The following is a 24,056-nucleotide window of genomic DNA, read 5'->3' as shown; positions in this document are numbered from 1 at the left end:
AACGGCACGGGGTAGCGCCGCCTGGGTAGCATAGTTAGGATAGCCTCACCAATATTGATCGGAGAAGGGAGCGCAACGCCGTGCGCGTCGTCATTCTGTTCGGATCCGAGATGGGCACCGCCGAAACCGTCGCAGACACCGTCGCGGACGCGCTCTCCGCATACGACGTATCGGTCTACGACCTGAGCGATTTCGCCGTCGACGACCTCGACGCGCACGACTTCCATGTCATCGTGTGCTCCACCTACGGCGACGGCGATCTGCCGACCGGTGCGGAGTTGTTCTTCGACGAACTCGCCGCCGCGGCCCCCGACCTGACCGGCCTGCGCTTCGCCGTGTTCGGCCTCGGCGACAGCATCTACGGCGACACCTTCAATCGCGGCGGGGAGATCGCGGCCGAACGGCTCGTCGAGTGCGGCGCCACCCAGGTCGGGGCGCATGCTCGCCACGACGCGTCCACCGAAATCCGCGCGCGGGACATGGCCCGCGACTGGGCGGCAACCCTGCCCATCCGCGCGCTCGCCCCGGCCTGATAGTCCGCTGAGAGCACTCCGGACATCGGGACCAGCGCCAGCGGACAAGTGGCCCAGCACTTTAGACTGCTATCAAGCGCGGCACAGCCCGTCGCGCTCGACGATCCATGAGGTGACGAAAGATGGCAGCCGGAGCGAGCCCCGCGCAACGTCAAGACCACTCGACAGATCATCACGACGATCACCCCGAGCTGGACGTGCTACCGGAATGGCCCCGGGAAACGATCGCCGTGCTGGTGACCACCGACCCCGGACCGCACGCGATCCCGGTGTCCTGGCCGGTGCGCGCCGGTGATCGGCAAATCCTGCTCAGTCTCAAGTTCGATCGCGGGTCGCTGGCCCGGCTGCGGGAACGACCGCAGGTGGCGCTGCTGATCCTCGGCGGCGGCAACGTCGCGCTGTGCGCGCGCGGCACCGCGCGGGTGATTGCCGAGCAGATGCCCGACGCCGCCGACTATGTCGCGGTGCGCATCGATGTCGAGGCGATCGACGACCATCGGCAGTCGGCCTTCGCGGTGGCGGGCGGCATCCAGCGCACCGTGCTCGACCCGGCCGAGCTGCACGCGCTGGAGGGTCGCGTGAACACACTGCGAGCGTGGGCCGACGGTCAGAACTGAACCTGCGTAACAGGTCCGGGGCCGGACAATAATCGAGATGAAGGCGGCGCGAACGGGCCGCATGGAAGGGACTCATGAGCGTCACATTGGCCAAAGGCGGAAATGTCTCGCTGTCGAAGCAGGCAGCGAACCTCACCAAGGTCGCGGTGGGCCTCGGGTGGGACGTGCGCACCACCACGGGCGCCGACTACGACCTCGACGCGAGCGCGCTGGCGACCGGACCTGATCTGAAGGTGCTCTCGGATCAGCACTTCATCTTCTACAACAACCTGCGTTCCCCCGAGGGCTCGATCGAGCACACCGGCGACAACCTGACCGGCGAGGGCGAAGGCGACGACGAGGTCATCAACGTCGACCTGGCCGCCACCCCGCCGACCATCACCAACATCTTCTTCCCGGTGTCCATCCACGACGCCGACGCGCGTAGCCAGTCCTTCGGCCAGATCCGCAACGCGTTCATCCGCGTGGTGGACGCGTCGACCGGCATCGAACTGACCCGCTACGACCTCACCGAGGACGCCTCCACCGAAACCGCGATGATCTTCGGCGAGCTGTACCGGCACAGCAACGAATGGAAGTTCCGCGCCATCGGCCAGGGCTACGCCTCCGGTCTCGCGGGCATCGCCCGCGACTACGGCGTCCACATCTGATCGAGCCGGCGCGGTCGCCCTGTCGGTCCTTGCTGGTACGAAGTTGTTGTGGCGCAACCTATCGAGCAGTACCGGGCGGTGTATGCCGCGGTCGACGAGCTGGCGTCGCCGGACCCACGGATCCGGGATTCGGCGGCGGCGATGTTGGTCGCGGCAGGTCCGATCGTGGTCGAACCGCTGGTGTACGGGGTACTGCACGAGCAGGACACGCCCGCCGATGTGGCGCTCTGCGCGTCGGTGCTCCGGCAGATCGGCCCGCCCGCCTTCGGTGCTCTGCTCGAACTGATCGCGTGCGACTTGTCGCCGGAGCTCACCGGCCGGGGGTGTCTGGCCCTCGGTATCGCGCCGTCGGATGAGGTCATCCCCTATGCGCAAGAGCTGGTTTCCGAGGATGCGAAAGAACGCGGCGAGCTGGCCTGGATCATCGGCTACCGGCGCAGGCTCGAGTACGCGCCCTTGCTGATCGTGCTGCTGTCCGATCCGGCGGAACCGGTTCGGGCCAAGGCGGTGGCCGCACTCGGCCGGCTCGGCCCCTCCGTCGTGCCGTTGCTGCGTCGGGTGCGTCGCGGACCGGAGCTGACCGCCCGACGTGGCGCATTGGCCGCCATGGCCGAGATCGGCTGGGACACCTTCGATTCGGCGGATCAGACGGTATTGCGGCGGCTCATCCGGCTGACGCATGCCAGGGAAGTGCCGACACCGTTCACCGTGCAGGGTGAGTGGTACGCGGTGCGAACTACGGATCAGGCGGCGGTGCTGGCGGCTTTCGGGCTCGCACAGCCAGTTCCTGCCACGCTGGCAATGGGCCGGGACGGCCGGGTGTGGGACGGCGTCGGCTACCCGGGTGATCGAGGATACGAAGACCACGCGGGCTGTGCTCGGATGTATGTGAGTCCGGTGCTGGACAGCTGGACATTGGTCTTCGGCGTCCCCGTCGTCGAGCAGGAATTGCCGGCCCATGACCGCAAAGTCGCGGCACTCCTGGCGGATTCGACAGCAGAAGACGAAGCAGGAACTCCGGCCGCGGACACCGACTCAGCCGAACACGCGGCACGGCAGGCATTCTGCGCCGAACTGAGCCACCGATTCGGTGCCGCGCAGTGGTACGCCAATGTCCAGGACGGCGGCTGCTCGCACTGGTGGGGTTGGTGCTTCGCCGAGGACGGTGCCGTAGTGCAGTACTTTTCTTCAGACCAGCGCACGGGCATGCCCGATGTCGCAACGCCTTTCGAGATCGCTGATCGAGTCTCGGTCAGTCCTACCAGCCTGGGCCCGCACACTCGCGTTGCGGGCCACGGTGTCCTTGCGCTGACCGCATGTGGTCAGCGCTTCGGACACCGCGGCGCGCTGCCGATCAGCTCGGGCTGCTGAGGCTTTCCGGGGCTTCCGGAATCAACCGGGGGCGGTCGCGTTCCCTGGCGTCGAGCATGGCGAAGTAGCGGCGGAGCATGAGGACGGCCGTGGTGGCCAGGCCCGCGGTGAGGCCCCACCAGACGCCGGCCGCGCCGAGGCCGACCGGGAAGGCCAGCAATAGGGCGACGGGGAGGCCGACGCCCCAGTAGCCGACGAGCGACAGGCGGAAGCCTGCGTTGGTCTCCTTCAGCCCGCGCAGCAGTCCGGTGCCGATGTTCTGGGCGGCGTCGAAGAATTGCAGCACGATGCCGATCAACAGCAGGGTGTGTGCGATCTCGATGGTGCTGGTGTCGTTCGAGTTCAGGAACGGCCGCAGCACCAGGTCGGGTGCGATCACGTAAATCGCGCCGGTGATCGCGGCCACCACGCCGACGTGCCGCAGTGCGAGCCAGGCCAGCGCCCTGGCGTGCTGGTACTCGTCGCGGGTGACGGCGTGGCTGACCAGGATCGACGCGCCGTGTGACAGGCCGATGGCGACCTGGAACACGATGTAGATGATCTGGTAGACGACATTGTGCGCGGCCAGCGCCGCCGGACCGATGCTGCCCATGACGAGGGCGAGCACCGAGAACATGCCCGCCTCGGAGCCGTAGGTGAGGGCGATCGGCCCACCGAGGCGCAGCTCGGCGAGCACGGTGGACCGCCGCACCGGCCACGGGCGCAGCGGCAGCGTGGCACCGAGCCGGGGGTCCCGGCGCACCATCGCCCAGAACACGCCGAAGGTGATCAGGAAGACCAGCGAGGTGGCCACGCCGATACCGGTGAGGCCGAGCTCGGGCAGTCCGGCGCGGCCGTGGATGAAGCCGAGCGCGAGAACCAGATTCAGCACCACCGAGCCGAGCGTGACCAGCAGCAGGGCCTGCGGGCGCTGCATGCCGACGGTGTACTGACGCAGCACCTGGAACCACAGGCACGGCAACAGACCCGGCGCCAGCGCGACCATCAGCGGACGCGCGTCGGCCAGCACCCCGGCGTCCTGGCCGAGCCACTGCAACGACCAGCCGAGCCCGATGAGCAGGACCCCGCCGACGAGGCCGGCCAGGGTGGCGATCAGAAAGCTCGACCGCAGTACGTCTTTGATCTCTTCGTCGGGGGATTCGCCACGCTTACCCGCCGAACTCACCGCGGTGGCAATCTGATTGCCGCTCGCGGTGATCAGCCCGACGCACATGGTGCGAATCTGGTTGAACAGCGCGATCGCCAGCCCACCTGCGGCCACCTGCTGCACGCCGAGCGTGCCCATCAGCACGATGTTGGTGGTGGACACCGCGATCTGCGCCAACTGCGTCATCGCGATCGGCGTCGCGAGCGCGGTGAGCCGACGGCTGTCGGCCCGGTAGCCCGACAGGTTCACCGGGCCACCTCATACCGGAAGCTGCGGACGGCGCCCGAATCTGCCGTGCGCGGCAGACCGTTTCGTTCGCCGCGCCGACCGGGGGCGGTTAGCAAGTGCTTCATCGAACCTCCGCGAGCTCGGCACGGCGGACAGTGGGGGTGTAGCGGTGCAGCATCGCCAGCACTTCGGCTTCGGCCGCGGGGTCGAGCAGGTCGCGTTCGGCCATCCAGTCGTCGTCGAAGACGGTATCCAGGTACTTCTCGCCGCCGTCACAGACGAGGGTGACGATGGTGGAGCCGGGCGGGAACTCGTCGAGCCTGCTGAGCGCGGCGTGCACCGACCCGCCCGCCGAGCCGCCGATCATCAGACCGAGCTGAGCGGCGACGGCGCGGGCGGTCGCGAAGGCGTCGACATCGGTCACCTTGACACCCTCGTCCAGCAGCGAGTAATCCACGGCGGTACCGATGGTGGCGCCGGGCGGGGTGCCGGTGCCGGACTGCCAGTACGGCCCGCCCTCGCCGCCGAAGGCGATCGAGCCGACCGGCTCGACGCCGATCACCCGTGGCACACAACCGAGTTGGCGCAGCCGGGTCGCGGTGCCGAACAGCGAACCGCCGGTGCCGACCGAGGAGAGCAGGATGTCGACCCGCTCAACGTCTTCCAGCAACTCTTCGGCGACCGCGTAGTAGCCGACCGCGTTGGCGTCGTTGTTGTGCTGCTCGGTGAAGTACGCGTCCGGCCGGGCAGCCGCCATCGCCTCGGCCAGGTCCTCCCGGGCCGAGGTGGCCAGGTTGTCGTCGCCATCCTCGGCGACGAACACCAGTTCCGCACCCATTGCTCGCATAGCGCGCAGCTTGTCCTTACATGCGTGATGATCGACCACTGCGGTAAAGCGATACCCACGTTCGGCAGCTACTACCGCGAGACCGAGTCCGGTGTTCCCGGATGTCGACTCGATGATATGCCCGCCACTTCCCAGCAACCCGCGCCGCTCCGCATCGAGCACCATTTCGCGGGCCATTCTGATCTTGGCCGCGCCGGTCGGGTTGAACTGCTCGAGCTTGAGCAGTAACCGGGTGCCGGTCGAGGTGGCCGCCAGTTCGAACAGCGGCGTGCGGCCGATCAGATCCGTCACGCGCGTGACGAGCGGCATGGATTCTCTCCTCGTTCAGGTAGTGGGTGTCAGCCGTCGAGCGTCCAGCGGAGCCGATCGCCGGGTGCGTCGTGCAGCAGCACCTTCGGCGGTATCGGCAGCTCATGGAAGGCGGACTCGTTCGAGTCCATTTGGTAACCGGCGGTATTCGGGTAGATCAGCAGGTCACCAACCACGGCGGCACGCGGTAGCGGGATCCGCCGCCAGCTGAGCATGTCGGAGTCGAGGCAGGTGGCCGCGCCGACGCTGGTCGGGGTGGTGCTGCCCGGCCGGGTGGGCCACAGCAGCGGGTCGGGCAGGTATTCGCTGTCGAACCACTGCTCGGACAGGCTCAAGCTGGTGCCGTCGACGGTGAGCAGATGGTACGGCGCGCCGTCGACGTGCCGGATCTTGCTGCCCTGGACCCGGAAGGCGGTGAAACCGGCATGCGCGAGCAGCGCGCGGCCCGGCTCGATCGCCAGCCGGATGGCATTGTCGCGCAGTCGCTGTGCGAGCCCGTCGTGGTCGAGGATCGCGGCGAGCATGGCCGGACCAGGCGCGGGGAAGTGATAGGGGTAGTAGGACTCGAACGACTTGCCCGAGTGGAACCACTGCCGGTCGACGTGCTCGGTGAACTCCGCCCAGGCGGCGGCAGGCACGTAATCGACGCCGAAGCCGCCACCGATCGACAGCGTGGTGGCGGGCTGGCCCAGCGTGCGCGCGTGCAGGCAGCGAGCGATCAGATCACCGGCCAGCTCGGCCCTGGCGACGGCGTCGTAGCCGGACAGGTGAAAGCTGAAGCCTTCCAGCCGGATAGATGCGCGACCGTCGAACGCGGCCAGCGCACGGTCGAGCTCGGCCTCGGTCATCCCGAACCGGCTGGCCGACGCGGCGGGCAATACCCGGAGCATGATCCGGACCGGCGCGGTCGAGTCGTCCAGTGCGGCAAGGCGTTCGAGCTCGTCGAGATCATCGACCGCGAGCAGCGCGCCGTGCCGGGTGGCCAGCCAGAGCAGGTCGTCGGACTTCGCGGGCCCGGTCACCATCAACTCGGCACCGCGCACGCCCTGCGCCAGCGCGGCCGTCAGCTCACCGACACTGGAAACATCCACGCCCGCACCGTGTTCCGCGCAGGCCCGGACGACGGCGGCGGACTTGTTCGCCTTCTTGCCGTAGTAGACGACGCCATCGATCCCCGCCTGCGCGAAGGCCTCGTGGAATCCCTGGATATTGCGCCCCACCCGCGGCGGATACAGCACGTGAAACGGTCCGCCCACCGCGAAGCTGATGTCGCCCAGCAGATTCGGGTCGCCGAGCACGCGGCGCTCCCAGTCGTCCAGGCGCGCCGGGACCGGGGCGGCGCTGATCGCCTCGCGCGTCACCCCGACCCCGCCCGCGTCTAATCCCACAGGGGCACCTCCGTGCCGCGTCCCTCGGCGATGGCGCGCTCGGCGAGTGCGTGCGCGACCGCGATGTCGGTCAGCACGAGCCCGCTGTTGTAGACGAAGATGCGCTCGTCGTCCGAGCGCCGTGCGACCGCGCGACGGCTCAGGATCTGCGGCAATTCGGCGTCCACCGCGCGCAGCCGCCCGTCCGGCCCGACCATGTCGGTCCCGGTCAGCGCCATCTGCTCCGCGCTGGTCGCGACGACCCGATCGGCGTCGATCAGGGTCGAGGGGGCCAGCCCGTAGCCGACGAGCACCACCGTCGAACCCGGTGCCAGATCACTGGATTCGAGCGCGACCTCGGTGCCGGGGCCCGCGGTGGCCAGCACCACGTCGGCGGTGGCCGCGGCGGCCTGCGGGTCTTCGACCGTCTCGAGCAGCGCGTGCGGGTAGTACTCGGCCAGCTGCCGGTGCACCGCGTCCAGCCCTTCGGGGTGGGTGCCGTACAGCATCAACTTGCGCAGCTGCGGGTTCGCGGCGAGCAAGTGCGGCAACGCGTTTCGGCCCTGGGTTCCGGTGCCGATCAGCAGCACGCTCTCCGCGCCGCGGCGGATGGTCTCACGCACCAGCAGCGCCGACACCGCAGGCGTGCGCAGCGCGCCGACCCGCGAGCAATCCATCAGTGCGATCGGCGCACCGGTGCTGTCGTCGTAGAGCGTGATGGTCGTGTAGTAGCGCTTGGTGCTGCGATCGTGGCCGGGATCGAACTTGTAGGACGTCTTCATCGCCACCACCCGGCGGCGGCCGTCGCGGCCGAGCATCGCGTAGGACACCGACCAGCCGTCCGGGTTCGCGACGCTGAGTTTGCGTGGGTTGTCCGAATCCCCTGCGGCGAACGCCAGATACGCGTCCTCCACGGCGCGCACGACATCGCCGGGCGTGATCGGCACGCCGGCCAGGTCACTGCGGCTCAGCACCCGTAACGGGGTGCTTCGGTCACGGATGTTCAATGGATCCTCGATCATGTGCTGCTTCCCGCTCTATCGCCACCGGATGGGACTCCCGGTGTTCGTCCGTTCGGGCCGACTCGCGGCCACCGGACACGAACGCGGTAGTTTTTGCCGCTCGGAACGGGGCGACGACTCGCTGCCCGTACCCATTCTCGTCGGCCTCTTCGGCCCGCCGCGGTCGATCAGGCAGGCGGATGTTCACTCGCTTGAGCCAGCGGTCGGTGCCGTCGTAGCGCGCGGTGAACGGTACCCGGCCGTGCACCGCGACGTCGTTGTCCACCAGCAAGATTTCACCGGGCGTCAGTGCCGCCGTCACGCAGACGCGCTCCAGTTCGGCGGTGAGCCGGGCGTAGGCGGCGCGGTATTCGGCGTCGGCGTCGTCGAGCGGGGTGTAGGCGGGGTCGTAGCGCAGCGTCGCCTCGTCCGGCCCGGCCGAGGTCCACAGCGTCGGCAGCGGCGTGGCCGAATACTGCTCGTGCCCACTGCCGTAGGAGACGTCGGGCAGGATCGGCAGCGTCGGCGTGCTGAGCAGCCTGCGCTGGGCGGCGCTGAGCTCGACCCGCCGGACCGAGGACACGGTGGTGCCGACCAGGTCCGGATTGCGCAGGCAGCCGAGCATCAGCAGGTTGGCGCGCTGCGGGTGGAAAGCATCTTCGGAGTGCGGGCTGAGCAGGGTCTTGCTGCTCGCGCCGGACTGTTCGTCCTCGTGACCGGGGGAGGGCAGGATGTTGTTGACCAGCCGTCCGCCCTGCTGGCCCTGCCAGCCGAAAGGCTCACCGGCCGAACGGGCGAGCAGCAGCATGACCAGGTCGAGCTCGAACGAATGCGCGCGCCGTGCGGCATCGCCGCTCCACTGCGCGGCCTCGCGCCAGCTCGGCGGGGTCGGGCCGAATTCGGCATCGGTCAGTGGCAGTCTGCGCACGATGGTCGCGCCTGCTGCGGTGGCCGGCGGGCGCATGGTGCGCCGCACGTCGGCGGGTAATTCGGCGAATCTGCGTTCGATCTGCGCGATCACGATCGGATCGGTCAGCGTGGCGGCGGTGCTGGCTGGGTCGGGCAGCGTCGAATCCAGTGTGGTAGATATCTCTCGCGCGAGCTCACGTACCGCACGCCCGGCGGCGACGGGCAGCTCGCGACGTTCGATATCCAGCGGGTGAAGCGTCTTACGTTCGGAGAGAACGCCTTTCACCGAGGGTGTCCCTTCTTCGCATCGTTCGAAAAAGCAGGAGTGACGTCGATCTGCGAAGCTATCCGGTCTCGTGCGGTTAAGCAAGGCTTACCTAAGCGAGTCCGCTAAAAATAGCAGAAACGTATAACACTAGTGAAGTTTGGCTTAATCGCCGTCGCGTGACGCGCAACCAATTAGGCTAGCCTGTCCTGATCGCATCGGCGCTGGCTCAGCACCTCGTCGACCGTGCGCGGATGTTTGTCCAGGAAGAAGGCGGCGCAATGGGTTTGAATCGGCGGCAGCTCCTCCAATCAGGGCTCGGCATCGGGGCGGTGATATTTGTCGCCGCGTGCTCGAAGGGGACGGATTCGTCCGGGCCCGCCCAGCGCGGCGGCACCCTGCGAGTGGGTGCGCTGGGCACCGCGGCGCGGATCGAGCGCGATCCGCACGCCAACCTGAGCAACGACAGCGACTTCCTGATCACCTCGCTGGTGTACGACGCGCTCACCGTGCCGGGCGCCGATCCGAATGTCGCGCCGCGCTTGGCGACTCGGTGGGAGCCGGACGCGCAGCGCCGCCGCTGGACCTTCACCCTCGCCGACGGCGCGACGTTCCACGACGGCAGCCCGGTCACCGCCGACGACGTGGTGTGGTCGCTGCGCAGGCTGCGCACGGTCGGCGGCGCGTCCAAGATGCCGGTCGCCGCCGAGGACATCACCGTGGACGGCCCGAACCGCGTGGTGCTCACCGTGCCCGAGCCGAACACCCAGCTGCCGCTGCTGGTCCGGCTGATGACGTTCACCGTCAAGAAGGACACCACCGACTTCACCAAAGCCGTTGGTACCGGGCCGTTCCGGCTCGAGTCGTACCAGGCGGGCAACGCCAGGTTGGTGCGCAACGAGCAGTGGCACGGCACGCCGCCGCTGCTCGACGCCATCGAGATCACCATGTTCGAGAGCGTCACCGCGCTGGGCAACGCGGTGCTCGGCGGGCAGATCGACCTCGCCTCCAACGTCGGCGCGATCGCGGGCCGGACCGCCGAGGGGCGCGGTGACCTGCGGGTGGTGCGTCGTGCCGACGACACCATGCTCGGCGTCGCGATGCGCGCCTCGGACGGGCCGTTCGCCGATGCCAGGGTGCGCACCGCGCTGCGGCTCGGCGTCGACCGGAACGCATTGGTGAGCCAGGTGCATTCGGGCTACGGCAAGGTCGCCAACGACATCCTGGGCACCGGCGACCCGATCTACGACAAGTCCATCGCGCAGCGCACCCGCGACGTCGACCGCGCGAAAACGCTGCTGCGCGAAGCCAATTTCGACACCGGCCGCAGGTATCCGCTGATCACCAAGGCGGAGGCGCCCGGTGAGGTGGAATCGGCCAAGGTCATCGCGACCCAGCTCGCCGACATCGGCGTCCGCCTCGACGTGGTGACCCAGGATTCGAATGCCTTCTACGACCAGACCTGGTTGAAGGGCGCGCTGTACACCGTCTCCTGGGGCACCAACGATTCGGTGCTGTTCTACGCGGACAAGCTGATGTCGAGCCGGTCCAACCGCAACGAAACCGATTTCAAGGACGCCGAGTTCGACGCCGCCACCGCGAAAGCCATGGCGGCGCAGAGCGACTCGGAGTACACCCAGGCCTGTCGCGACGTGCAGCGGATCCAGCACGAGCGCGGCGGATACCTGGTGTGGGGCATGGCCGACGGCATCGACATCGCGTCCGCGCGGGTGCACGACCTGCCCGCGCTCGGCGGCTTCGCGCGGGTGCAGCTGGAACGGGCCTGGTTGGCCGGGTGATCTCGTTCGCGCGCCTGCTGATCCGGCGCATCGCCCTGCTGATCGCCCTGCTGGCAACGGTCTTCGTGGTCGTCGACCTGCTGCCGGGCAGTACCGCACGGGCGGTGCTCGGCCGGGATGCGACGCCGGAACGGGTCGCGGCCAAGGAGCGTGAACTCGGGCTGGATCACCCGCTGCCGCAACGCTTCTGGGACTGGATCTCCGGCGTGGCGACCGGCGACTTCGGCCGCACCACGCGCGGGCGGCCGATCAACGAGCTGCTTGCCGACAAGTTCCCGCCGACCCTGCTGCTCGGTGGGCTCGCGTTGGCGGTGACGGTGGTCGTTTCGCTGCTGCTCGGCCTCTGGTGGGCGCAGCGGCCGGTGCGGCCGTTGCAGCCGGCAACGACCATCGCGGCGGCGATACCGGAGTTCGTGGTGGCGACGCTGTTGATTCTGGTCTTCGCGCTCGGCGCGGGCTGGCTGCCCGCCGTCACCATTACCGATCGCTCCGGTTTTCCGGCGAGCCCCGACATGCTGGTGCTGCCGGTGCTCGCGCTGGCGATCCCGCAGATCGGCTGGAATACCCGGGTGGTGCGCGCCGCGCTGGTGGACGCGGCCCAGGCGCCTCACGTGGAAAGCGCTGTGCTGGACGGTATTCCCGCCCGCAGCGTGCTGCTGCGGCACGTGCTGCCCTTCGCGCTGCCGACGATCGTGGCGAGTTTCGCCACCACGGTCGGGATGGTGCTCGGCGGTTCGCTGGTGGTGGAGACCATCTTCAACTACCCGGGTCTGGGCGCCGTGCTCGCCGGGTCGGTGGCGGATCGCGATGTGGCGGTGGTCGCCTCGGTGGTCGCGCTGTCCGGCGCGGTGATCATGTGCGTGCTCGCCGTCGCCGACGGGATTCGTACCTGGTCGTTGCGGGGTGTCCGATGAAACGGCTACTGCGCCCTCGGGACCCGGCTGCGGCAAAGGCATCGCCGGATCGCGGTCGAGTGCGCCGCCTTCGGCTGCTGACAGTGCTGCCCGCCGTGGTGGTGACGCTGCTCGCCATGTGCGGACCCGCGCTTGCCCCGCACCCGGCCGAAGCCCCCGTCGGTATCCCATTCGGCAGGGCCGGTGCCGACGCCTGGTTGGGCACCGACCGGCTTGGCCGCGACGTGCTGAGCCAATTGCTCTACGGCGGTTGGGGTCTGCTGCTGCTCGCCGCGGTGATCGCGGTGGCGGTTACGGCGCTGGCGTGCGTGCTCGGCGCGGTCACCGCGCTGCGGCCCGGGGTCGGCGCGCTGATCGAACGGGCCGTCGACTTCGCCATGCTGCTGCCTGCCGTCCTCGGCATCCTGCTGGTGCTGACCGCCTGGCCGGACGCGGATCCCTTCGGCTTGGTTGTCGTCGCTCTCCTATTCGGCACTCCGTACTGCGCAAGGGTTTTCGCGGCCGCAGCGGCGGGAGTCGCCGCCTCGGGGTACGTCGAAGCCGCGCGAGCGAGCGGTGAAACACTGTCGCACTTGGTCTTCCGTGAGGTGATACCGAATCTGCGCGAAGTGATCGTCGTTCAGCTCGGACTGCGCTTCGTAACCGCCGTCTACGTGGTCAGCACAGCGTCGTTCCTGCAACTGCCGACCACCCTCGGCGCGAGTAACTGGGCGGTCATGGTGCGCGAGAACTCGTCCGGCATGCTGCTCAACCCCTGGGCGGTGCTGGCGCCGAGCCTGGCGATCGCGGTTGTCGCGGTGAGCGTGAACCTCGCGGTCACGGCCTTCGGACGAGGGGAGCGGTGGTGAGCGAACCCGTTCTCGACCTGCCGATCGACGATGACCCGCTGCGTGCAGCCGGCCCGCGCCGGAGTGGCACGGAGGCTCTCGGTGACCTGACGGGTTCGGCACCGGTCGTGGTCGACCAGTTGTCGATATACGGCGCGACAGGGCAGGAGTTGGTCGAGCCCACCAGCTTCCGGATCGCGGCAGGGCAGATCACCGCCCTCACCGGGCCCTCCGGGTCGGGCAAGACAACACTGATGCGGGCGCTACTCGGACAGTTGCCGCCCGGTGCCGTCCGGCGTACCGGTTCGGTCGAGGTCGCGGGCCACGATGTCTTCGCGTTGGATCCCGTTGCCCGGCAGCGGTTCCGGCGCACCCAGGTCGCCTATGTCGGGCAAGATCCCGGGTCGGCGCTCAATCCCTTGATGCGCGTGCACGCTCTGCTGCACGAGGTCGCCCGGGACGCCTCCCGTGACACCGTGCTCGAGACCCTCGAACTGGTCGGCCTCTCCGCGGAACACCTGCGCCGCCGATCCGGCGAACTCTCCGGCGGTCAGCAGCGCCGAGTGGCCCTGGCCCGGGCGTTGATTCGCCGGACCGGCGTGCTGATCCTCGACGAACCGCTCGCGGGTCTGCACGGCGCGTTGCGCACCGACATCGCGCGCCTCCTGACCGAGATCGCCGCCGAGCGTTCGACCGCCATCCTGCTGTCCGGCCACGACACCACCGCCGTGCACGCGATCGCCGACAACGTCATCGAACTCGGTGCCGGAGTCACGGTGGACGGCAAGGTCGAAACCGCGCACGCCCCTGACCGGGACTCGACGGCGCAGGGCCCGCTCCTGTTGCGGGCCGGCAACCTCGGCGCGACGATCGGTGCGCGCACAGTGCTGGCCGAGGTAGACCTCGAGCTCGCCCCCGGCTCGGCACTCGCCGTGGTCGGCGTGTCCGGTGCCGGTAAAACCACCCTCGCCCGGGTGATCGCGGGCCTGCACCGCTCGGCCACCGGCTCGCTCGAGCTGGCCGGAACGGCGATCCCGGTCGTCGGAGGTGGACGAATCGCCAGCGGCCGCAATGGCATTCAACTGGTCACCCAGAATCCGCGCGCCGCGCTCAACCCGCGCCGCACCGTGGCGCAGACCGTCGGCCGGCCGCTGCGCCGCATCGGCGGTGTGCCGAGACGGCAACTGGCCCAACGGGTCAGCGACCTGCTCGCCTCGGTCGAGCTGGCTCCCGAGCTGGCCCGCCGCTATCCACACGAGCTGTCCGGCGGGCAACGGCAGCGGGTCGCGCTGGCCCGCGCGCTCGCCGCCGAACCCGCGGTCCTGATCTGCGACGAGATCACTTCCGCGCTGGACCAGGCGACGGCCACGTCGATCATGCGGCTACTCGACCGGATGCGCCGTGACCGTGCCATGAGCCTGCTGGTGATCAGCCACGACATGGGTCTGGTGGCCGCACACTGCCCGCGTCTGGTGGTGCTCGACCACGGCCGGATCGTCGAATCCGGGGAGACGCACGCCATACTCGCGGCACCGGCGCACTCGGCGACGCGCGAGCTGCTCGGCTGAGATTTCGCTGAGCACTGCGCCGGATCTGGATGATAGGTGGAGTGCTCCTGAAGAAGACCGGCGCTGTGGCCGCCGTCCTGGTGACCCTCGTGCTTGCCGGTTGTGGGATCGACCGTGATCTCCCGCCGATCCCCGAGGGCATTCCGCCCGGCCCCGGTACCCCGCTGCCGCTGATCGACCTGGACGGTCCCGGTCGCACCGCGCTCCAGTTGCGCGGGTGGGCCGAGGAACAGGCGGATCGCATGGCCATGCCGTCGGTGGCGTTGGAGGCCTACGGCTACGCGGCGGCGATCCTGGCCAGGTCCAGGCCGGACTGCGGCATCGCCTGGACGACCATCGCGGGGATCGCGAGCGTGGAGAGCAAACACGGCACCCATCGCGGTTCGCGCATCGACGCGGACGGCGTGGTGCGCCCGCCGATCATCGGCATCCCGCTCGACGGTGCGCCGGGTGTCGCCCTGATCAAGGACACCGATGGTGGTGCGCTGGACGGTGACCCGGTCTTCGACCGCGCGGTCGGCCCGTTGCAGTTCATCCCGGAAACTTGGAAGCGCTGGGGCGTCGACGCGAACGGCGACGGCGTCGCCGATCCGCAGAACATCGACGACGCGGCCCTCAGCACGGCCCGCTACCTGTGTGCCAGCGGCGGCGACCTGACCTCCGAGCACGGCTGGCAGAAAGCGCTGCTCACCTACAACCAGTCCAACAGCTACTTGCTGACGGTGCGTGACCGAGCCGCCGCCTACAGCGTCGGTCGCCGGGTCTGAGCTGCGGCACCGGAGTGCCGGTTACCCGCTCGGCTCGGCGGAGGCTAGGCTCGCAGCGCACGGCAATTCCCGTAAGACCCACCGTGCCTGCAGCCGAAGGAGTGTCGTTTTCGTGGCCATCATCGAACAGGTCGGAGCTCGCGAGATCCTGGATTCTCGCGGAAACCCCACTGTCGAGGTCGAGATCGCCCTCGACGACGGCACCCTGACCCGGGCCGCCGTGCCCTCCGGCGCCTCGACCGGCGAGCACGAGGCCGTCGAGCTGCGTGACGGCGGCGACCGCTACGGCGGCAAGGGCGTACAGAAGGCCGTCGAGGGCGTGCTCGACGAGATCGCGCCGGCCGTCATCGGCCTGGACGCGGTCGAGCAGCGCACCGTCGACCAGGTGCTGCTGGATCTGGACGGCACCCCGGACAAGTCCCGCCTCGGCGCGAACGCGCTGCTCGGTGTCTCGCTCGCGGTGGCTCGCGCCGCCGCCGAGTCCTCCGGCCTGGAGCTGTTCCGCTACCTCGGTGGCCCGAACGCGCACGTGCTTCCGGTGCCGATGATGAACATCCTCAATGGTGGCGCGCACGCCGACACCAGCGTGGACGTCCAGGAATTCATGGTCGCCCCGATCGGCGCGCCCACCTTCAAGGAGGCGCTGCGCTGGGGTGCCGAGGTGTACCACGCGCTCAAGGCCGAACTGAAGTCCAAGGGCCTGGCCACCGGCCTCGGCGACGAGGGCGGCTTCGCCCCCGACGTGGCCGGCACCCGCGAGGCGCTCGACCTGATCAGCGTCGCCATCGGCAAGACCGGCCTGAAGCTCGGCAGCGATGTCGCGCTGGCGCTCGACGTCGCGGCCACCGAGTTCTACACCACGGGCAGCGGTTACAAGTTCGAGGGCAGTGTGCGCAGCGCCGCCGAAATGACCCAGTTCTACGCCGAACTGCTCGCCTCCTACCCGCTGGTCTCCATCGAGGACCCGCTGTCGGAGGACGACTGGGACGGCTGGGTCTCGCTCACCGACGAGATCGGCGAGAAGATCCAGATCGTCGGCGACGACCTGTTCGTCACCAACCCGGAGCGGCTCGAAGAGGGCATCGCCAAGGGCGCCGCGAACGCGCTGCTGGTGAAGGTCAACCAGATCGGCACGCTCACCGAGACTTTGGACGCCGTGGAGCTCGCGCACCGCAACGGCTACAAGACGATGATGAGCCACCGCTCCGGCGAGACCGAGGACACCACCATCGCCGACCTCGCGGTCGCGGTGGGCAGCGGTCAGATCAAGACCGGTGCGCCCGCGCGCAGCGAGCGCGTCGCCAAGTACAACCAGCTGCTGCGCATCGAGGACGCCCTCGGTGATTCGGCACGGTACGCCGGGGACGTCGCGTTCCCGCGCTTCGTATTCGAGGGTTAGTCAAACAGGGGACGTAATGACGGAGCGACGTGCGCGAGGTACCAGTCCAGCCGGGCGTGGGGACCGCCGCACGTCGCGTTCCGCCACTTCGCGGCCCAAGGCCGGATCCGACACGGAGACGGCCGCCCGCCCTGCCGCGGTAAAACGCACCGCGCGCAGGCGGTCGGAGGACAAGAAGGCCGGTCCGCAGAAGGTCGGGTTGCGCACGAGCGGCCACGGCGCGGACAAGCACGACCGCACGATTCTGGGTCTGTCCACCGGCAAGGCGGTAGTGCTGGCCATCGTGGTGTGTGCGCTCGCGCTCACTTTGGCCGTGCCGATGCGTACGTACTTCACCCAGCGGGCCGAGGCCTCGCAGCTCGCACAGCAGCGCAAGGACCTGGAGGCCGACCTCGCGCGGCTGCGGGATCGCCGTGCGCAGCAACAGGATCCGGCCTACATCCGCTCCGAGGCACGCGACCGGCTGCGGCTGGTGCTGCCCGGCGAGACCCCGTACATCGTGCAGGTGCCCGGCATCGAGGCCCCCGCCGCACCGACCGCCGCGACCAAGTCCCGGGAGCCGGACCCCTGGTACACCGAACTGTGGCGCAGCATTTCCGAACCACAACCCGCCCCCGCGGCCGAGCAGACGCCGGCGCCCGGCCTGCCGCCTGCCGGGCCGCCGCCAGGACCGGAAGGACCCAGGTGACAGCGCCGAACGACCAGGATCTCGCGATTATCGCCAAGCAGCTCGGCCGCGAACCGCGCGGCGTGCTCGCCGTCGCTTATCGCACCCCGGACGGGATCCCGGCCGTCGTGAAAACCGCGCCGCGCCTGCCCGACGGCACGCCGTTCCCCACCCTGTACTACCTGACCGACCCGCGGCTCACCGCCGAGGCGAGCAGGCAGGAATCCGCGGGTGTGATGCGCGAGATGACCGAACGGCTCAGCGGCGACCAGGAATTGGCCGCCGCCTACCGCGCCGCGCACGAGAGCTATCTGGCCGAGCGGAACGAGATCGAGTCGCTGGGTACCGATTTCACCGGCGGCGGGATGCCGGAGCGGGTGAAGTGCCTGCACGTGTTGATCGCGCATGCGCTGGCCAAGGGGCCCGGCGTGAATCCGTTCGGTGACGAGGCGGTCGCGCTGGCCGCCGACAATGGGTTGCGCGGCACCGCGATTCCGGCCGACTGGCCGAAGTACGAGCGGACCGGAGTTCAGGAAGCGGAGCACAGGCATGAGTGATCGGGTAGCCGCCGTCGATTGCGGAACCAACTCCATCCGACTATTGATCGCCGACGTGCTTGCCGACGGCAGGCTCGCTGACGTGCACCGCGAGATGCGGATCGTGCGCCTCGGCCAGGGCGTGGACGCGACCGGTTCGCTTGCGCCGGAAGCGATCGAGCGCACCCGGGTCGCGTTGGCCGACTATGTGGCACTGATGCGGGAGACCGGCGTCGGCCGGGTGCGGATGACCGCCACCTCCGCCACCCGGGACGCGGCCAACCGCGAGGACTTCTTCGCCATGGCCCGCGCCGAACTCGGCACCGTGGTGCCGGGCACCGAGGCCGAGGTGATCACCGGCGACGAGGAGGCGAGGCTGTCGTTCGCCGGTGCGATCGGCGAACTGTCCAGCGAGGCAGGGCCTTTCGTCGTGGTGGACCTCGGCGGCGGCTCGACCGAGCTGGTCTTCGGCGACAGCGACGGCGTGCAGGCCGCCTACTCCGCCGACATCGGCTGTGTCCGGATCACCGAACGCTGCCTGCCCGGCAACCCGCCGACCGCCGAACAGATCAGCGCCGCACGAGAATTCGCCGCCGAGCGACTGGCCGAAGCCTTCGCGAAGGTGCCCGTCACCGGTGCGCGCAGGTGGGTCGGCGTCGCGGGCACCATGACCACGCTGGCCGCGGTCGCCCTCGATCTGCCCGAATACGACTCGGCGAAGGTGCATCTCACTCGTCTAACGTTGGACGAGCTGCGCGCCGTGTGTGATCGCCTGGTCGCCATGACGCACGACGAGCGCGCCGCCCTGGGCCCCATGCACCCGGGTCGCGTCGATGTGATCGGCGGCGGCGCCGTCATCGCCGAGGTGCTCGCCGACGAATTGGCGCGCCGCGCGGGCATTTCCGAGCTCGTCGTCTCCGAACACGACATCCTCGATGGGATCGCACTGTCCATCGCGTAGTGCGTTGAGTGCGGGTTGCCTACGGGGACTTGCCTTCTCGCGCCCGACCGGCCACCAGGTCCGCCAGCCTGGACAGTGATTCCTTGTTGCGCGGTACCAGCAGCTGCGCCTGGACCACGTCGGGGACCAGCGCGGCCGGTCCGCTGATCGCGCGTTCGAACATGCTGATCCGGGTGCTTTCGGGGGTCACCTCGCTCAGCTCCAACCGGATCCACGCCGAACCGACCGGCCACAGCCGCGCCTCCAGCTCGATCATCCGCGGCGGATCCACCTCGCGGACCTTGGTGGTGTCGGACAGGTTGAGCGGCCAGGGACCGACGCTGTGGTGGATCCGGGTGCCCACAGCGGGCCAGCCGGCATCGACATCGCGGATATGCGAGGCGCCGACCACCCAGAGCGGGTACAGCCAGCCGTCGGCCAGCACTGCGAACGTATCCGCCACCGAGGCGGGCACCGTGATTTCTATCGGTTCCATCCGTGCGTCACTTTCGTCGTCCGACGGGGTCGCCGTGGCGGGGACTCGGCTGCGGCGTGTTGTTCCCGGATGCCCAGGGCGGGCCTGAGGAAACGCTCGATTACGCAGTCTGGCACGATCCGCAACCGGGCGCGACGCTGCGAGGATCTTCGAGATTTCGGTGTTGATGCCGAAGAATCGTCGCAAACATGGGAAGGTCTGAGGATGTCGGAAGTGAAAACGGCTGATTCACCGATTGCCGGACGTACCGTCTTCGGTCACCCGATCGGGTTGACCAACCTTTTCGGAGTCGAACTGTGGGAACGGTTCTCGTACTACGGAATGGTCAGCATCCTCGGGTACTACCTGTACTACTCGACCACCGAGGGCGGCCTCGGACTCGCCCAGAGCACCGGTGTCGGCATCGTCGGCGCCTACGGCGGCCTGGTCTATCTGTCCACCGTGCTCGGCGGCTGGATCGCCGACCGGCTGCTCGGCATGGAACGCACGGTGTTCTACGGCGGCGTGGTGGTGATGGCCGGCCATATCGCGCTGGCGGTGCTGCCCGGCCTGACCGGTGTCGGCGTCGGCCTGGTGCTCGTCGCGCTCGGCAGCGGTGCGCTCAAGGCCAACGCGTCCTCGCTGCTCGGCACGCTCTATCCGAAGGGCGACGCCCGCGCGGACGGCGGCTTCACGCTGTTCTATCTCGGCATCAACCTCGGCGCGTTCAGCGGCCCGTTGCTCACCGGCCTGCTGCGCGACCACCTCGGCTTCCACTACGCGTTCGGCGCCGCCGCGATCGGCATGGCGCTCGGGCTCATCCAGTACGTCGTGTTCCGCCGCAATCTCGGCACGCACGGTCAGGAGGTGCCGAACCCGTTGCCGCGCAGCGCGATCGGCCCGATGATCGGCCTGCTCGCCGGCGCTGCGTTGCTGGTTGCCCTGGCCTTCACGACCGGCCTGGTGACCCTGGACAACCTGCCCGACGTGACCACCGGCGTCATCGCCGTCGCCGCGATCATCTACTTCATCGTGATGCTGACCAGTGCCAAGGTGACCCCGATCGAGCGCAGCCGGGTGCGCTCGTTCATCCCGCTGTTCATCGCCAACGCCGTGTTCTGGTCGCTGTTCCAGCAGATCTTCACGGTGCTCACGGTCTACTCCGACGAACGGATCGACTGGCGCATCTTCGGCTGGACCGCCCCGTCGAACTGGGTCAGTTCGGTCGAGCCGGTCTGGATCATCACGCTCTCGCCGCTGTTCGCCATCATGTGGACCAAGCTCGGCTCGCGCGCGCCCAGCACGCCACGCAAATTCGCGCTCGGCGTGATCGGCATGGGACTGGCGTTCATGTTGTTCGTGCCGCTGTCGTTCATCACCGGCCAGCACGTGCCGATCCTGCTCATCGTCGCCGTCCTGGCCGGATTCGCGGTGTCTGAGCTGCTGCTCTCACCGATCGGTCTTGCGGTGACCACCCAGCTCGCACCGGAAGCTTTCCGGGCACAGATGATGGCGCTGTACTTTTTCTCGGTTGGCATCGGCACGTCGATGTCGGGTACTTTGGCTCGGTTCTATGACCAAGACCACGAAATCGCCTACTTCGGAATCACCGGCGCCGTCGCGGTCTGCGCCGGACTGATCGTGGCCGCCATCGCGCCGCGGATCAGCAGGCACATGGCGGGTGTGCATTAAGCCCAGCCAGCCGGGCATAGACAGGTTCGACAGCATGACCAGAGGTAGAGGAGAAGGTGTGGCGATCGAAAAGGTCGACGACGCAACCGGACAGGGAAGTCCATGGGGCGGGTTGTTCCGCACCAAATCGGTCGAGCAATCGATCAAGGACACCGACGAACCGGATTCGAAACTCCGCAAGGACCTGACCGCCTGGGACCTCACCGTCTTCGGCGTCGCGGTGGTGATCGGCGCGGGCATCTTCACGCTCACCGCACGCACCGCGGGCAATGTCGCCGGACCGTCGGTGTCGCTGGCGTTCGTCTTCGCCGCGATCGCCTGCGGGCTGACCGCGCTCTGCTACGCCGAGTTCGCCTCGACGGTTCCGGTGGCCGGTAGCGCGTACACGTTCTCCTACGCCACCTTCGGTGAGCTCGTCGCGTGGATCATCGGCTGGGACCTGATCCTGGAGTTCGCGCTCGCCACCTCGGTGGTGGCCAAGGGTTGGTCGCAGTACCTCGGCGAGGTGATGGGGACGACGCCGGTCGTGCACATCGGCTCGGTGTCCTTCGACTGGGGCGCGGTCCTGCTGATCGCCATCCTCGGTGTGCTGCTGGCGACCGGGACCAAGGTGTCCTCGCGGGTGTCGGCGGTGGCGGTCGCCATCAAGCTGGCCGTGATCGCACTCGTGCTGATCGTCGGCATCAGCTACTTCAAGTCGGAGAACCTGAAGCCCTACATTCCGCCGTCTCAGCCGGGCGCCGAGGGTGACGGCCTGCGCCAGTCGCTGTTCTCCTTCCTGACCGGCGCCGGGCACAGCAGCTTCGGCTGGTACGGCCTGCTCGCCGCGGCCAGCCTGGTGTTCTTCGCGTTCATCGGCTTCGACGTCGTCGCCACCACCGCGGAGGAGACCAAGAACCCGCAGAAGGCGGTGCCGCGCGGCATCCTCGGCTCGCTGCTGATCGTCACCATCCTGTATGTCGCGGTGTCGCTGGTGCTCACCGGCATGGTGCCCTACACCGATCTGGCCGGTGAGAACGCCACGCTGGCAACGGCTTTCGCAATCCACGGCGATACCTGGGTGAAGAACATCATCTCCATCGGCGCGCTCGCCGGGCTCACCACCGTGGTCATGGTGATGTTCCTCGGGCAGACCCGCGTGCTGTTCGCCATGGCGCGCGACGGGCTGATGCCGCGCAAGCTGGCACACACCGGCAAGCACGGCACGCCGGTGCGGATCACCGCGATCGTCGGCGTGGTCTGCGCGCTGCTCGCCGGGTTCGTCGACTTCGGCACGCTGGAGGAGATGGTCAACATCGGCACGCTGTTCGCCTTCGTGCTGGTCTCGATCGGCGTGCTCGTGCTGCGCCGCACCCGACCCGACCTGCCGCGCGGCTTCCGCGTTCCGTGGGTGCCGGTCGTCCCGATCCTCGGCGTCCTGGCCTGCCTGTGGCTGATGCTGAACCTGTCGGTGGAGACGTGGCTGCGCTTCCTGGTCTGGATGGCGCTCGGCTTCCTCATCTACTTCGCCTACAGCCGCAGGCACTCGGTGCTGCGCAACACCCCCGTCGAGTAGTGGGCCGACGAGTGGCACCCGTGTGTGGAGAATCGCGAGCTCCCTGGTGTGCCACTCGTCCAACTGGGGATGCGCTGGCGGCCCGAGGTGGGCGGTAGCGTGGCCAGGGTGTCGCAGCGCGAGCTCGTCGTCCTCGGGACCGCCAGTCAGGTGCCGACCAAGCAGCGTAACCACAATGGATATCTGCTGCTCTGGGACGACGAAGGGGTGCTGTTCGATCCGGGGGAGGGGACGCAGCGGCAGATGACCTATGCCGGTGTGTCGGCCACCGACCTCACCCGAATTGCGATCACCCATTTCCACGGCGATCACAGTCTCGGGTTGGCCGGAGTGGCACAGCGGATCAGTCTCGACCAGGTGCCGCACCCCGTCGACGTGTGCTTTCCCGCCTCCGGCGCCGAATACTACGACCGGCTCGTCAACGCCACCGCCTACTATCAGCGCGCCGAATTGCGGCCCCGCCCGGTCGAATCGGCAGGCCCGGTGGACTTCCCCGGCGCGCCGTTCGCGGTGACGGCGGTCCGGCTGTCCCACCCGGTCGACACCTTCGGCTACCGGCTCACCGAGCCGGCCGGGCGTCGCATTCTGCCCGACCGCCTGCGGCACTTCGGGCTCAGCGGTCCCGTCGTCGGCCGACTACAGCAGCAGGGCCACCTCGAAATAGCCGGTCGCACCATCACTCTCGACGAAGTCAGCGAACACCGCCCAGGTCAGAGCTTCGCCTTCGTCATGGACACCCGCCTCTGCGACGGCGTGCACGAACTCGCCGCAGGCACCGACCTGCTCGTCATCGAGGCCACCTTCCTCGACGCCGACGCCCCCCTCGCCGCCGAATACGGCCACCTCACCGCGGGCCAAGCCGCCCGCGTCGCCGCCGAAGCAGGCACCGACACGCTGGTCCTCACCCACTTCTCCCAGCGCTACCGCGACCTCACCGACCACCTCACCGAGGCCCGCAAATACTTCCCCGGCACCATCCACATCGCCACCGACCTGACCCGAATCCCCCTCCCGCCCAGACGATGACAGCCGCCACCTGAACCCCCGCCCGCTCCCCACTCTTTGGTCAAATGCCCGACTTTTTCCAGGAGGACGCCGACACGTTGCACAGCTAGAACACTCGGAATTCCGGTACACCCGTACGACTCGGTACGCTGTCCCGGACGCCCCCATAGCCCAATTGGCAGAGGCAGTGGACTTAAAATCCATCGAGTGTCGGTTCGAGTCCGACTGGGGGCACTGACAGCATCGACACAGGCGCCGTCGCCTGCGGTTTCACCAGGCGGTATACAAGGCAAAGCCCTTCCGTGACCCCAACCAGACGAAGGCGCGTGCTCGTTGATGCGACAACCGTGAATGGCCAGGTCGCCGACACGGCGACCTGGCCATTCACTGGGAATCACGTACGTACGGGTAACTCGTTGCCGACCATTCGGCTCGTGCTCTAGCGGCTCGAAGGCTCAGGCAACGACCACTGCGAATCGCCGATCAGGGCAGGACCTGCGGAATCACATCTGGTGCAACCGCACCCAGGATCGCACCGATCACCGCAGCGAACACGACGTAGCTGATCCCGCTGGCCACGATGCAGGCGAAGTAGCCGATGATGAAGGCAAGCACGGCGGGAATGCACAGGATTGCGGCGATGCCGAGGCCGGTGAGCGCACCGGCCG

General features: G+C 68.5%; 23 protein-coding genes and 1 tRNA gene. 17 read left to right on the top strand and 7 right to left on the bottom strand.

The window, feature by feature from the left end; translation table 11 throughout:
• Nucleotides 1–80 precede the first annotated feature (80 nt).
• The 4 genes from IBX18_RS40085 to IBX18_RS40070 all read left to right on the top strand — a co-directional run bounded on the left by IBX18_RS40085 (nucleotide 81) and on the right by IBX18_RS40070 (nucleotide 3,171).
• Nucleotides 81–533 carry a flavodoxin domain-containing protein gene (locus tag IBX18_RS40085; RefSeq protein ID WP_194838639.1) on the top strand — a complete coding sequence of 151 codons (453 nt, stop codon included), beginning with the start codon at nucleotides 81–83 and terminating at the stop codon, nucleotides 531–533.
• A 122-nt stretch (nucleotides 534–655) separates the two neighbouring features.
• Complete coding sequence (locus IBX18_RS40080) at nucleotides 656–1,150, top strand: hypothetical protein (RefSeq protein ID WP_107659272.1); 495 nt, start codon at nucleotides 656–658, stop codon at nucleotides 1,148–1,150.
• A gap of 74 nt (nucleotides 1,151–1,224) precedes the next feature.
• A complete protein-coding gene (locus tag IBX18_RS40075; protein ID WP_194838638.1) occupies nucleotides 1,225–1,800 on the top strand; it encodes a TerD family protein in 576 nt (191 codons plus the stop codon).
• Between the two features lie 48 nt (nucleotides 1,801–1,848).
• Nucleotides 1,849–3,171: a HEAT repeat domain-containing protein gene (locus tag IBX18_RS40070; RefSeq protein WP_194838637.1), complete on the top strand. Its 1,323-nt coding sequence runs from the start codon at nucleotides 1,849–1,851 to the stop codon at nucleotides 3,169–3,171.
• Here the strand turns inward: IBX18_RS40070 and IBX18_RS40065 are convergent.
• The 5 genes from IBX18_RS40065 to IBX18_RS40045 all read right to left on the bottom strand — a co-directional run bounded on the left by IBX18_RS40065 (nucleotide 3,155) and on the right by IBX18_RS40045 (nucleotide 9,265).
• Nucleotides 3,155–4,567, bottom strand: coding sequence for an MATE family efflux transporter (locus tag IBX18_RS40065; protein WP_194838636.1), 1,413 nt, complete (start codon nucleotides 4,565–4,567; stop codon nucleotides 3,155–3,157). The two genes, IBX18_RS40070 and IBX18_RS40065, sit on opposite strands and share 17 nt — an antisense overlap.
• Before the next feature lie 100 nt (nucleotides 4,568–4,667).
• Entirely contained in the window at nucleotides 4,668–5,702 is a 1,035-nt protein-coding gene (locus tag IBX18_RS40060; protein ID WP_194838635.1) for a PLP-dependent cysteine synthase family protein, read from the bottom strand.
• A 29-nt stretch (nucleotides 5,703–5,731) separates the two neighbouring features.
• Nucleotides 5,732–7,090: an alanine racemase gene (locus IBX18_RS40055; RefSeq protein ID WP_306796619.1), complete on the bottom strand. Its 1,359-nt coding sequence runs from the start codon at nucleotides 7,088–7,090 to the stop codon at nucleotides 5,732–5,734.
• Nucleotides 7,081–8,091: an ornithine cyclodeaminase family protein gene (locus tag IBX18_RS40050; RefSeq protein WP_194838634.1), complete on the bottom strand. Its 1,011-nt coding sequence runs from the start codon at nucleotides 8,089–8,091 to the stop codon at nucleotides 7,081–7,083. Before IBX18_RS40050 ends, IBX18_RS40055 begins: the two co-directional genes overlap by 10 nt.
• On the bottom strand, nucleotides 8,063–9,265 hold the full coding sequence (locus IBX18_RS40045) for a TauD/TfdA family dioxygenase (RefSeq protein ID WP_194838633.1): 1,203 nt from the start codon (nucleotides 9,263–9,265) through the stop codon (nucleotides 8,063–8,065). Before IBX18_RS40045 ends, IBX18_RS40050 begins: the two co-directional genes overlap by 29 nt.
• 260 nt (nucleotides 9,266–9,525) lie before the next feature.
• On the opposite strand from IBX18_RS40045, the gene IBX18_RS40040 reads away from it, so the two are divergent.
• The 9 genes from IBX18_RS40040 (at nucleotide 9,526) to IBX18_RS40000 (ending at nucleotide 18,682) form a co-directional block, all read left to right on the top strand.
• A complete protein-coding gene (locus tag IBX18_RS40040) occupies nucleotides 9,526–11,043 on the top strand; it encodes an ABC transporter substrate-binding protein (RefSeq protein ID WP_194838632.1) in 1,518 nt (505 codons plus the stop codon).
• Nucleotides 11,040–11,957, top strand: coding sequence for an ABC transporter permease (locus IBX18_RS40035; protein WP_194838631.1), 918 nt, complete (start codon nucleotides 11,040–11,042; stop codon nucleotides 11,955–11,957). The genes IBX18_RS40040 and IBX18_RS40035 overlap by 4 nt, the downstream gene beginning before the upstream one ends.
• A complete protein-coding gene (locus IBX18_RS40030; RefSeq protein WP_194838630.1) occupies nucleotides 11,954–12,805 on the top strand; it encodes an ABC transporter permease in 852 nt (283 codons plus the stop codon). The genes IBX18_RS40035 and IBX18_RS40030 overlap by 4 nt, the downstream gene beginning before the upstream one ends.
• On the top strand, nucleotides 12,802–14,352 hold the full coding sequence (locus tag IBX18_RS40025) for an ABC transporter ATP-binding protein (RefSeq protein WP_306796617.1): 1,551 nt from the start codon (nucleotides 12,802–12,804) through the stop codon (nucleotides 14,350–14,352). The genes IBX18_RS40030 and IBX18_RS40025 overlap by 4 nt, the downstream gene beginning before the upstream one ends.
• 29 nt (nucleotides 14,353–14,381) lie before the next feature.
• Nucleotides 14,382–15,119 (top strand): lytic transglycosylase domain-containing protein, encoded by a 738-nt coding sequence (locus tag IBX18_RS40020; protein ID WP_147141635.1) that lies wholly within the window; start codon nucleotides 14,382–14,384, stop codon nucleotides 15,117–15,119.
• Nucleotides 15,120–15,231: 112 nt separating this feature from the next.
• Nucleotides 15,232–16,518 (top strand): phosphopyruvate hydratase, encoded by a 1,287-nt coding sequence (eno, locus tag IBX18_RS40015; RefSeq protein WP_194838628.1) that lies wholly within the window; start codon nucleotides 15,232–15,234, stop codon nucleotides 16,516–16,518.
• 16 nt (nucleotides 16,519–16,534) lie between these two features.
• Nucleotides 16,535–17,206: a septum formation initiator family protein gene (locus IBX18_RS40010; RefSeq protein ID WP_135233366.1), complete on the top strand. Its 672-nt coding sequence runs from the start codon at nucleotides 16,535–16,537 to the stop codon at nucleotides 17,204–17,206.
• Complete coding sequence (locus IBX18_RS40005; protein ID WP_135233365.1) at nucleotides 17,203–17,742, top strand: DUF501 domain-containing protein; 540 nt, start codon at nucleotides 17,203–17,205, stop codon at nucleotides 17,740–17,742. The genes IBX18_RS40010 and IBX18_RS40005 overlap by 4 nt, the downstream gene beginning before the upstream one ends.
• A complete protein-coding gene (locus IBX18_RS40000) occupies nucleotides 17,735–18,682 on the top strand; it encodes a Ppx/GppA phosphatase family protein (protein WP_194838627.1) in 948 nt (315 codons plus the stop codon). The genes IBX18_RS40005 and IBX18_RS40000 overlap by 8 nt, the downstream gene beginning before the upstream one ends.
• 19 nt (nucleotides 18,683–18,701) lie before the next feature.
• On the opposite strand, the gene IBX18_RS39995 is transcribed toward IBX18_RS40000, so the two are convergent.
• Entirely contained in the window at nucleotides 18,702–19,157 is a 456-nt protein-coding gene (locus IBX18_RS39995; protein WP_194838626.1) for an SRPBCC family protein, read from the bottom strand.
• A 204-nt stretch (nucleotides 19,158–19,361) separates the two neighbouring features.
• On the opposite strand from IBX18_RS39995, the gene IBX18_RS39990 reads away from it, so the two are divergent.
• From IBX18_RS39990 to IBX18_RS39975, 4 genes are all read left to right on the top strand, one after another.
• A complete protein-coding gene (locus IBX18_RS39990) occupies nucleotides 19,362–20,828 on the top strand; it encodes a peptide MFS transporter (protein WP_194838625.1) in 1,467 nt (488 codons plus the stop codon).
• 58 nt (nucleotides 20,829–20,886) lie between these two features.
• Nucleotides 20,887–22,383 carry an amino acid permease gene (locus IBX18_RS39985; protein WP_306796615.1) on the top strand — a complete coding sequence of 499 codons (1,497 nt, stop codon included), beginning with the start codon at nucleotides 20,887–20,889 and terminating at the stop codon, nucleotides 22,381–22,383.
• A 108-nt stretch (nucleotides 22,384–22,491) separates the two neighbouring features.
• A complete protein-coding gene (locus IBX18_RS39980; RefSeq protein ID WP_194838624.1) occupies nucleotides 22,492–23,409 on the top strand; it encodes a ribonuclease Z in 918 nt (305 codons plus the stop codon).
• A 139-nt stretch (nucleotides 23,410–23,548) separates the two neighbouring features.
• A tRNA-Leu gene (locus tag IBX18_RS39975) sits at nucleotides 23,549–23,622 on the top strand.
• 249 nt (nucleotides 23,623–23,871) lie between these two features.
• Here the strand turns inward: IBX18_RS39975 and IBX18_RS39970 are convergent.
• On the bottom strand, nucleotides 23,872–24,056 hold a 185-nt coding region (locus IBX18_RS39970; protein WP_194837711.1), incomplete at its 5' end, for a hypothetical protein.

This window comes from Nocardia sp. XZ_19_369, from assembly GCF_015355715.1.
Classification (GTDB): Bacteria; Actinomycetota; Actinomycetes; order Mycobacteriales; family Mycobacteriaceae; genus Nocardia.
This window is presented reverse-complemented; position numbering and strand designations above follow the sequence as displayed.

Excerpts from the sequence above, each read along its gene's own strand:
- IBX18_RS40080 (WP_107659272.1), top strand. The coding sequence starts at position 656 with ATGGCAGCCGGAGCGAGCCCCGCGCAACGTCAAGACCACTCGACAGAT.
- IBX18_RS40075 (WP_194838638.1), top strand. The coding sequence starts at position 1,225 with ATGAGCGTCACATTGGCCAAAGGCGGAAATGTCTCGCTGTCGAAGCAG.
- IBX18_RS40060 (WP_194838635.1), bottom strand. The coding sequence starts at position 5,702 with ATGCCGCTCGTCACGCGCGTGACGGATCTGATCGGCCGCACGCCGCTG.
- IBX18_RS40050 (WP_194838634.1), bottom strand. The coding sequence starts at position 8,091 with ATGATCGAGGATCCATTGAACATCCGTGACCGAAGCACCCCGTTACGG.
- IBX18_RS40040 (WP_194838632.1), top strand. The coding sequence starts at position 9,526 with ATGGGTTTGAATCGGCGGCAGCTCCTCCAATCAGGGCTCGGCATCGGG.
- IBX18_RS40030 (WP_194838630.1), top strand. The coding sequence starts at position 11,954 with ATGAAACGGCTACTGCGCCCTCGGGACCCGGCTGCGGCAAAGGCATCG.
- IBX18_RS40020 (WP_147141635.1), top strand. The coding sequence starts at position 14,382 with ATGATAGGTGGAGTGCTCCTGAAGAAGACCGGCGCTGTGGCCGCCGTC.
- IBX18_RS40010 (WP_135233366.1), top strand. The coding sequence starts at position 16,535 with ATGACGGAGCGACGTGCGCGAGGTACCAGTCCAGCCGGGCGTGGGGAC.
- IBX18_RS40000 (WP_194838627.1), top strand. The coding sequence starts at position 17,735 with ATGAGTGATCGGGTAGCCGCCGTCGATTGCGGAACCAACTCCATCCGA.
- IBX18_RS39995 (WP_194838626.1), bottom strand. The coding sequence starts at position 19,157 with ATGGAACCGATAGAAATCACGGTGCCCGCCTCGGTGGCGGATACGTTC.
- IBX18_RS39990 (WP_194838625.1), top strand. The coding sequence starts at position 19,362 with ATGTCGGAAGTGAAAACGGCTGATTCACCGATTGCCGGACGTACCGTC.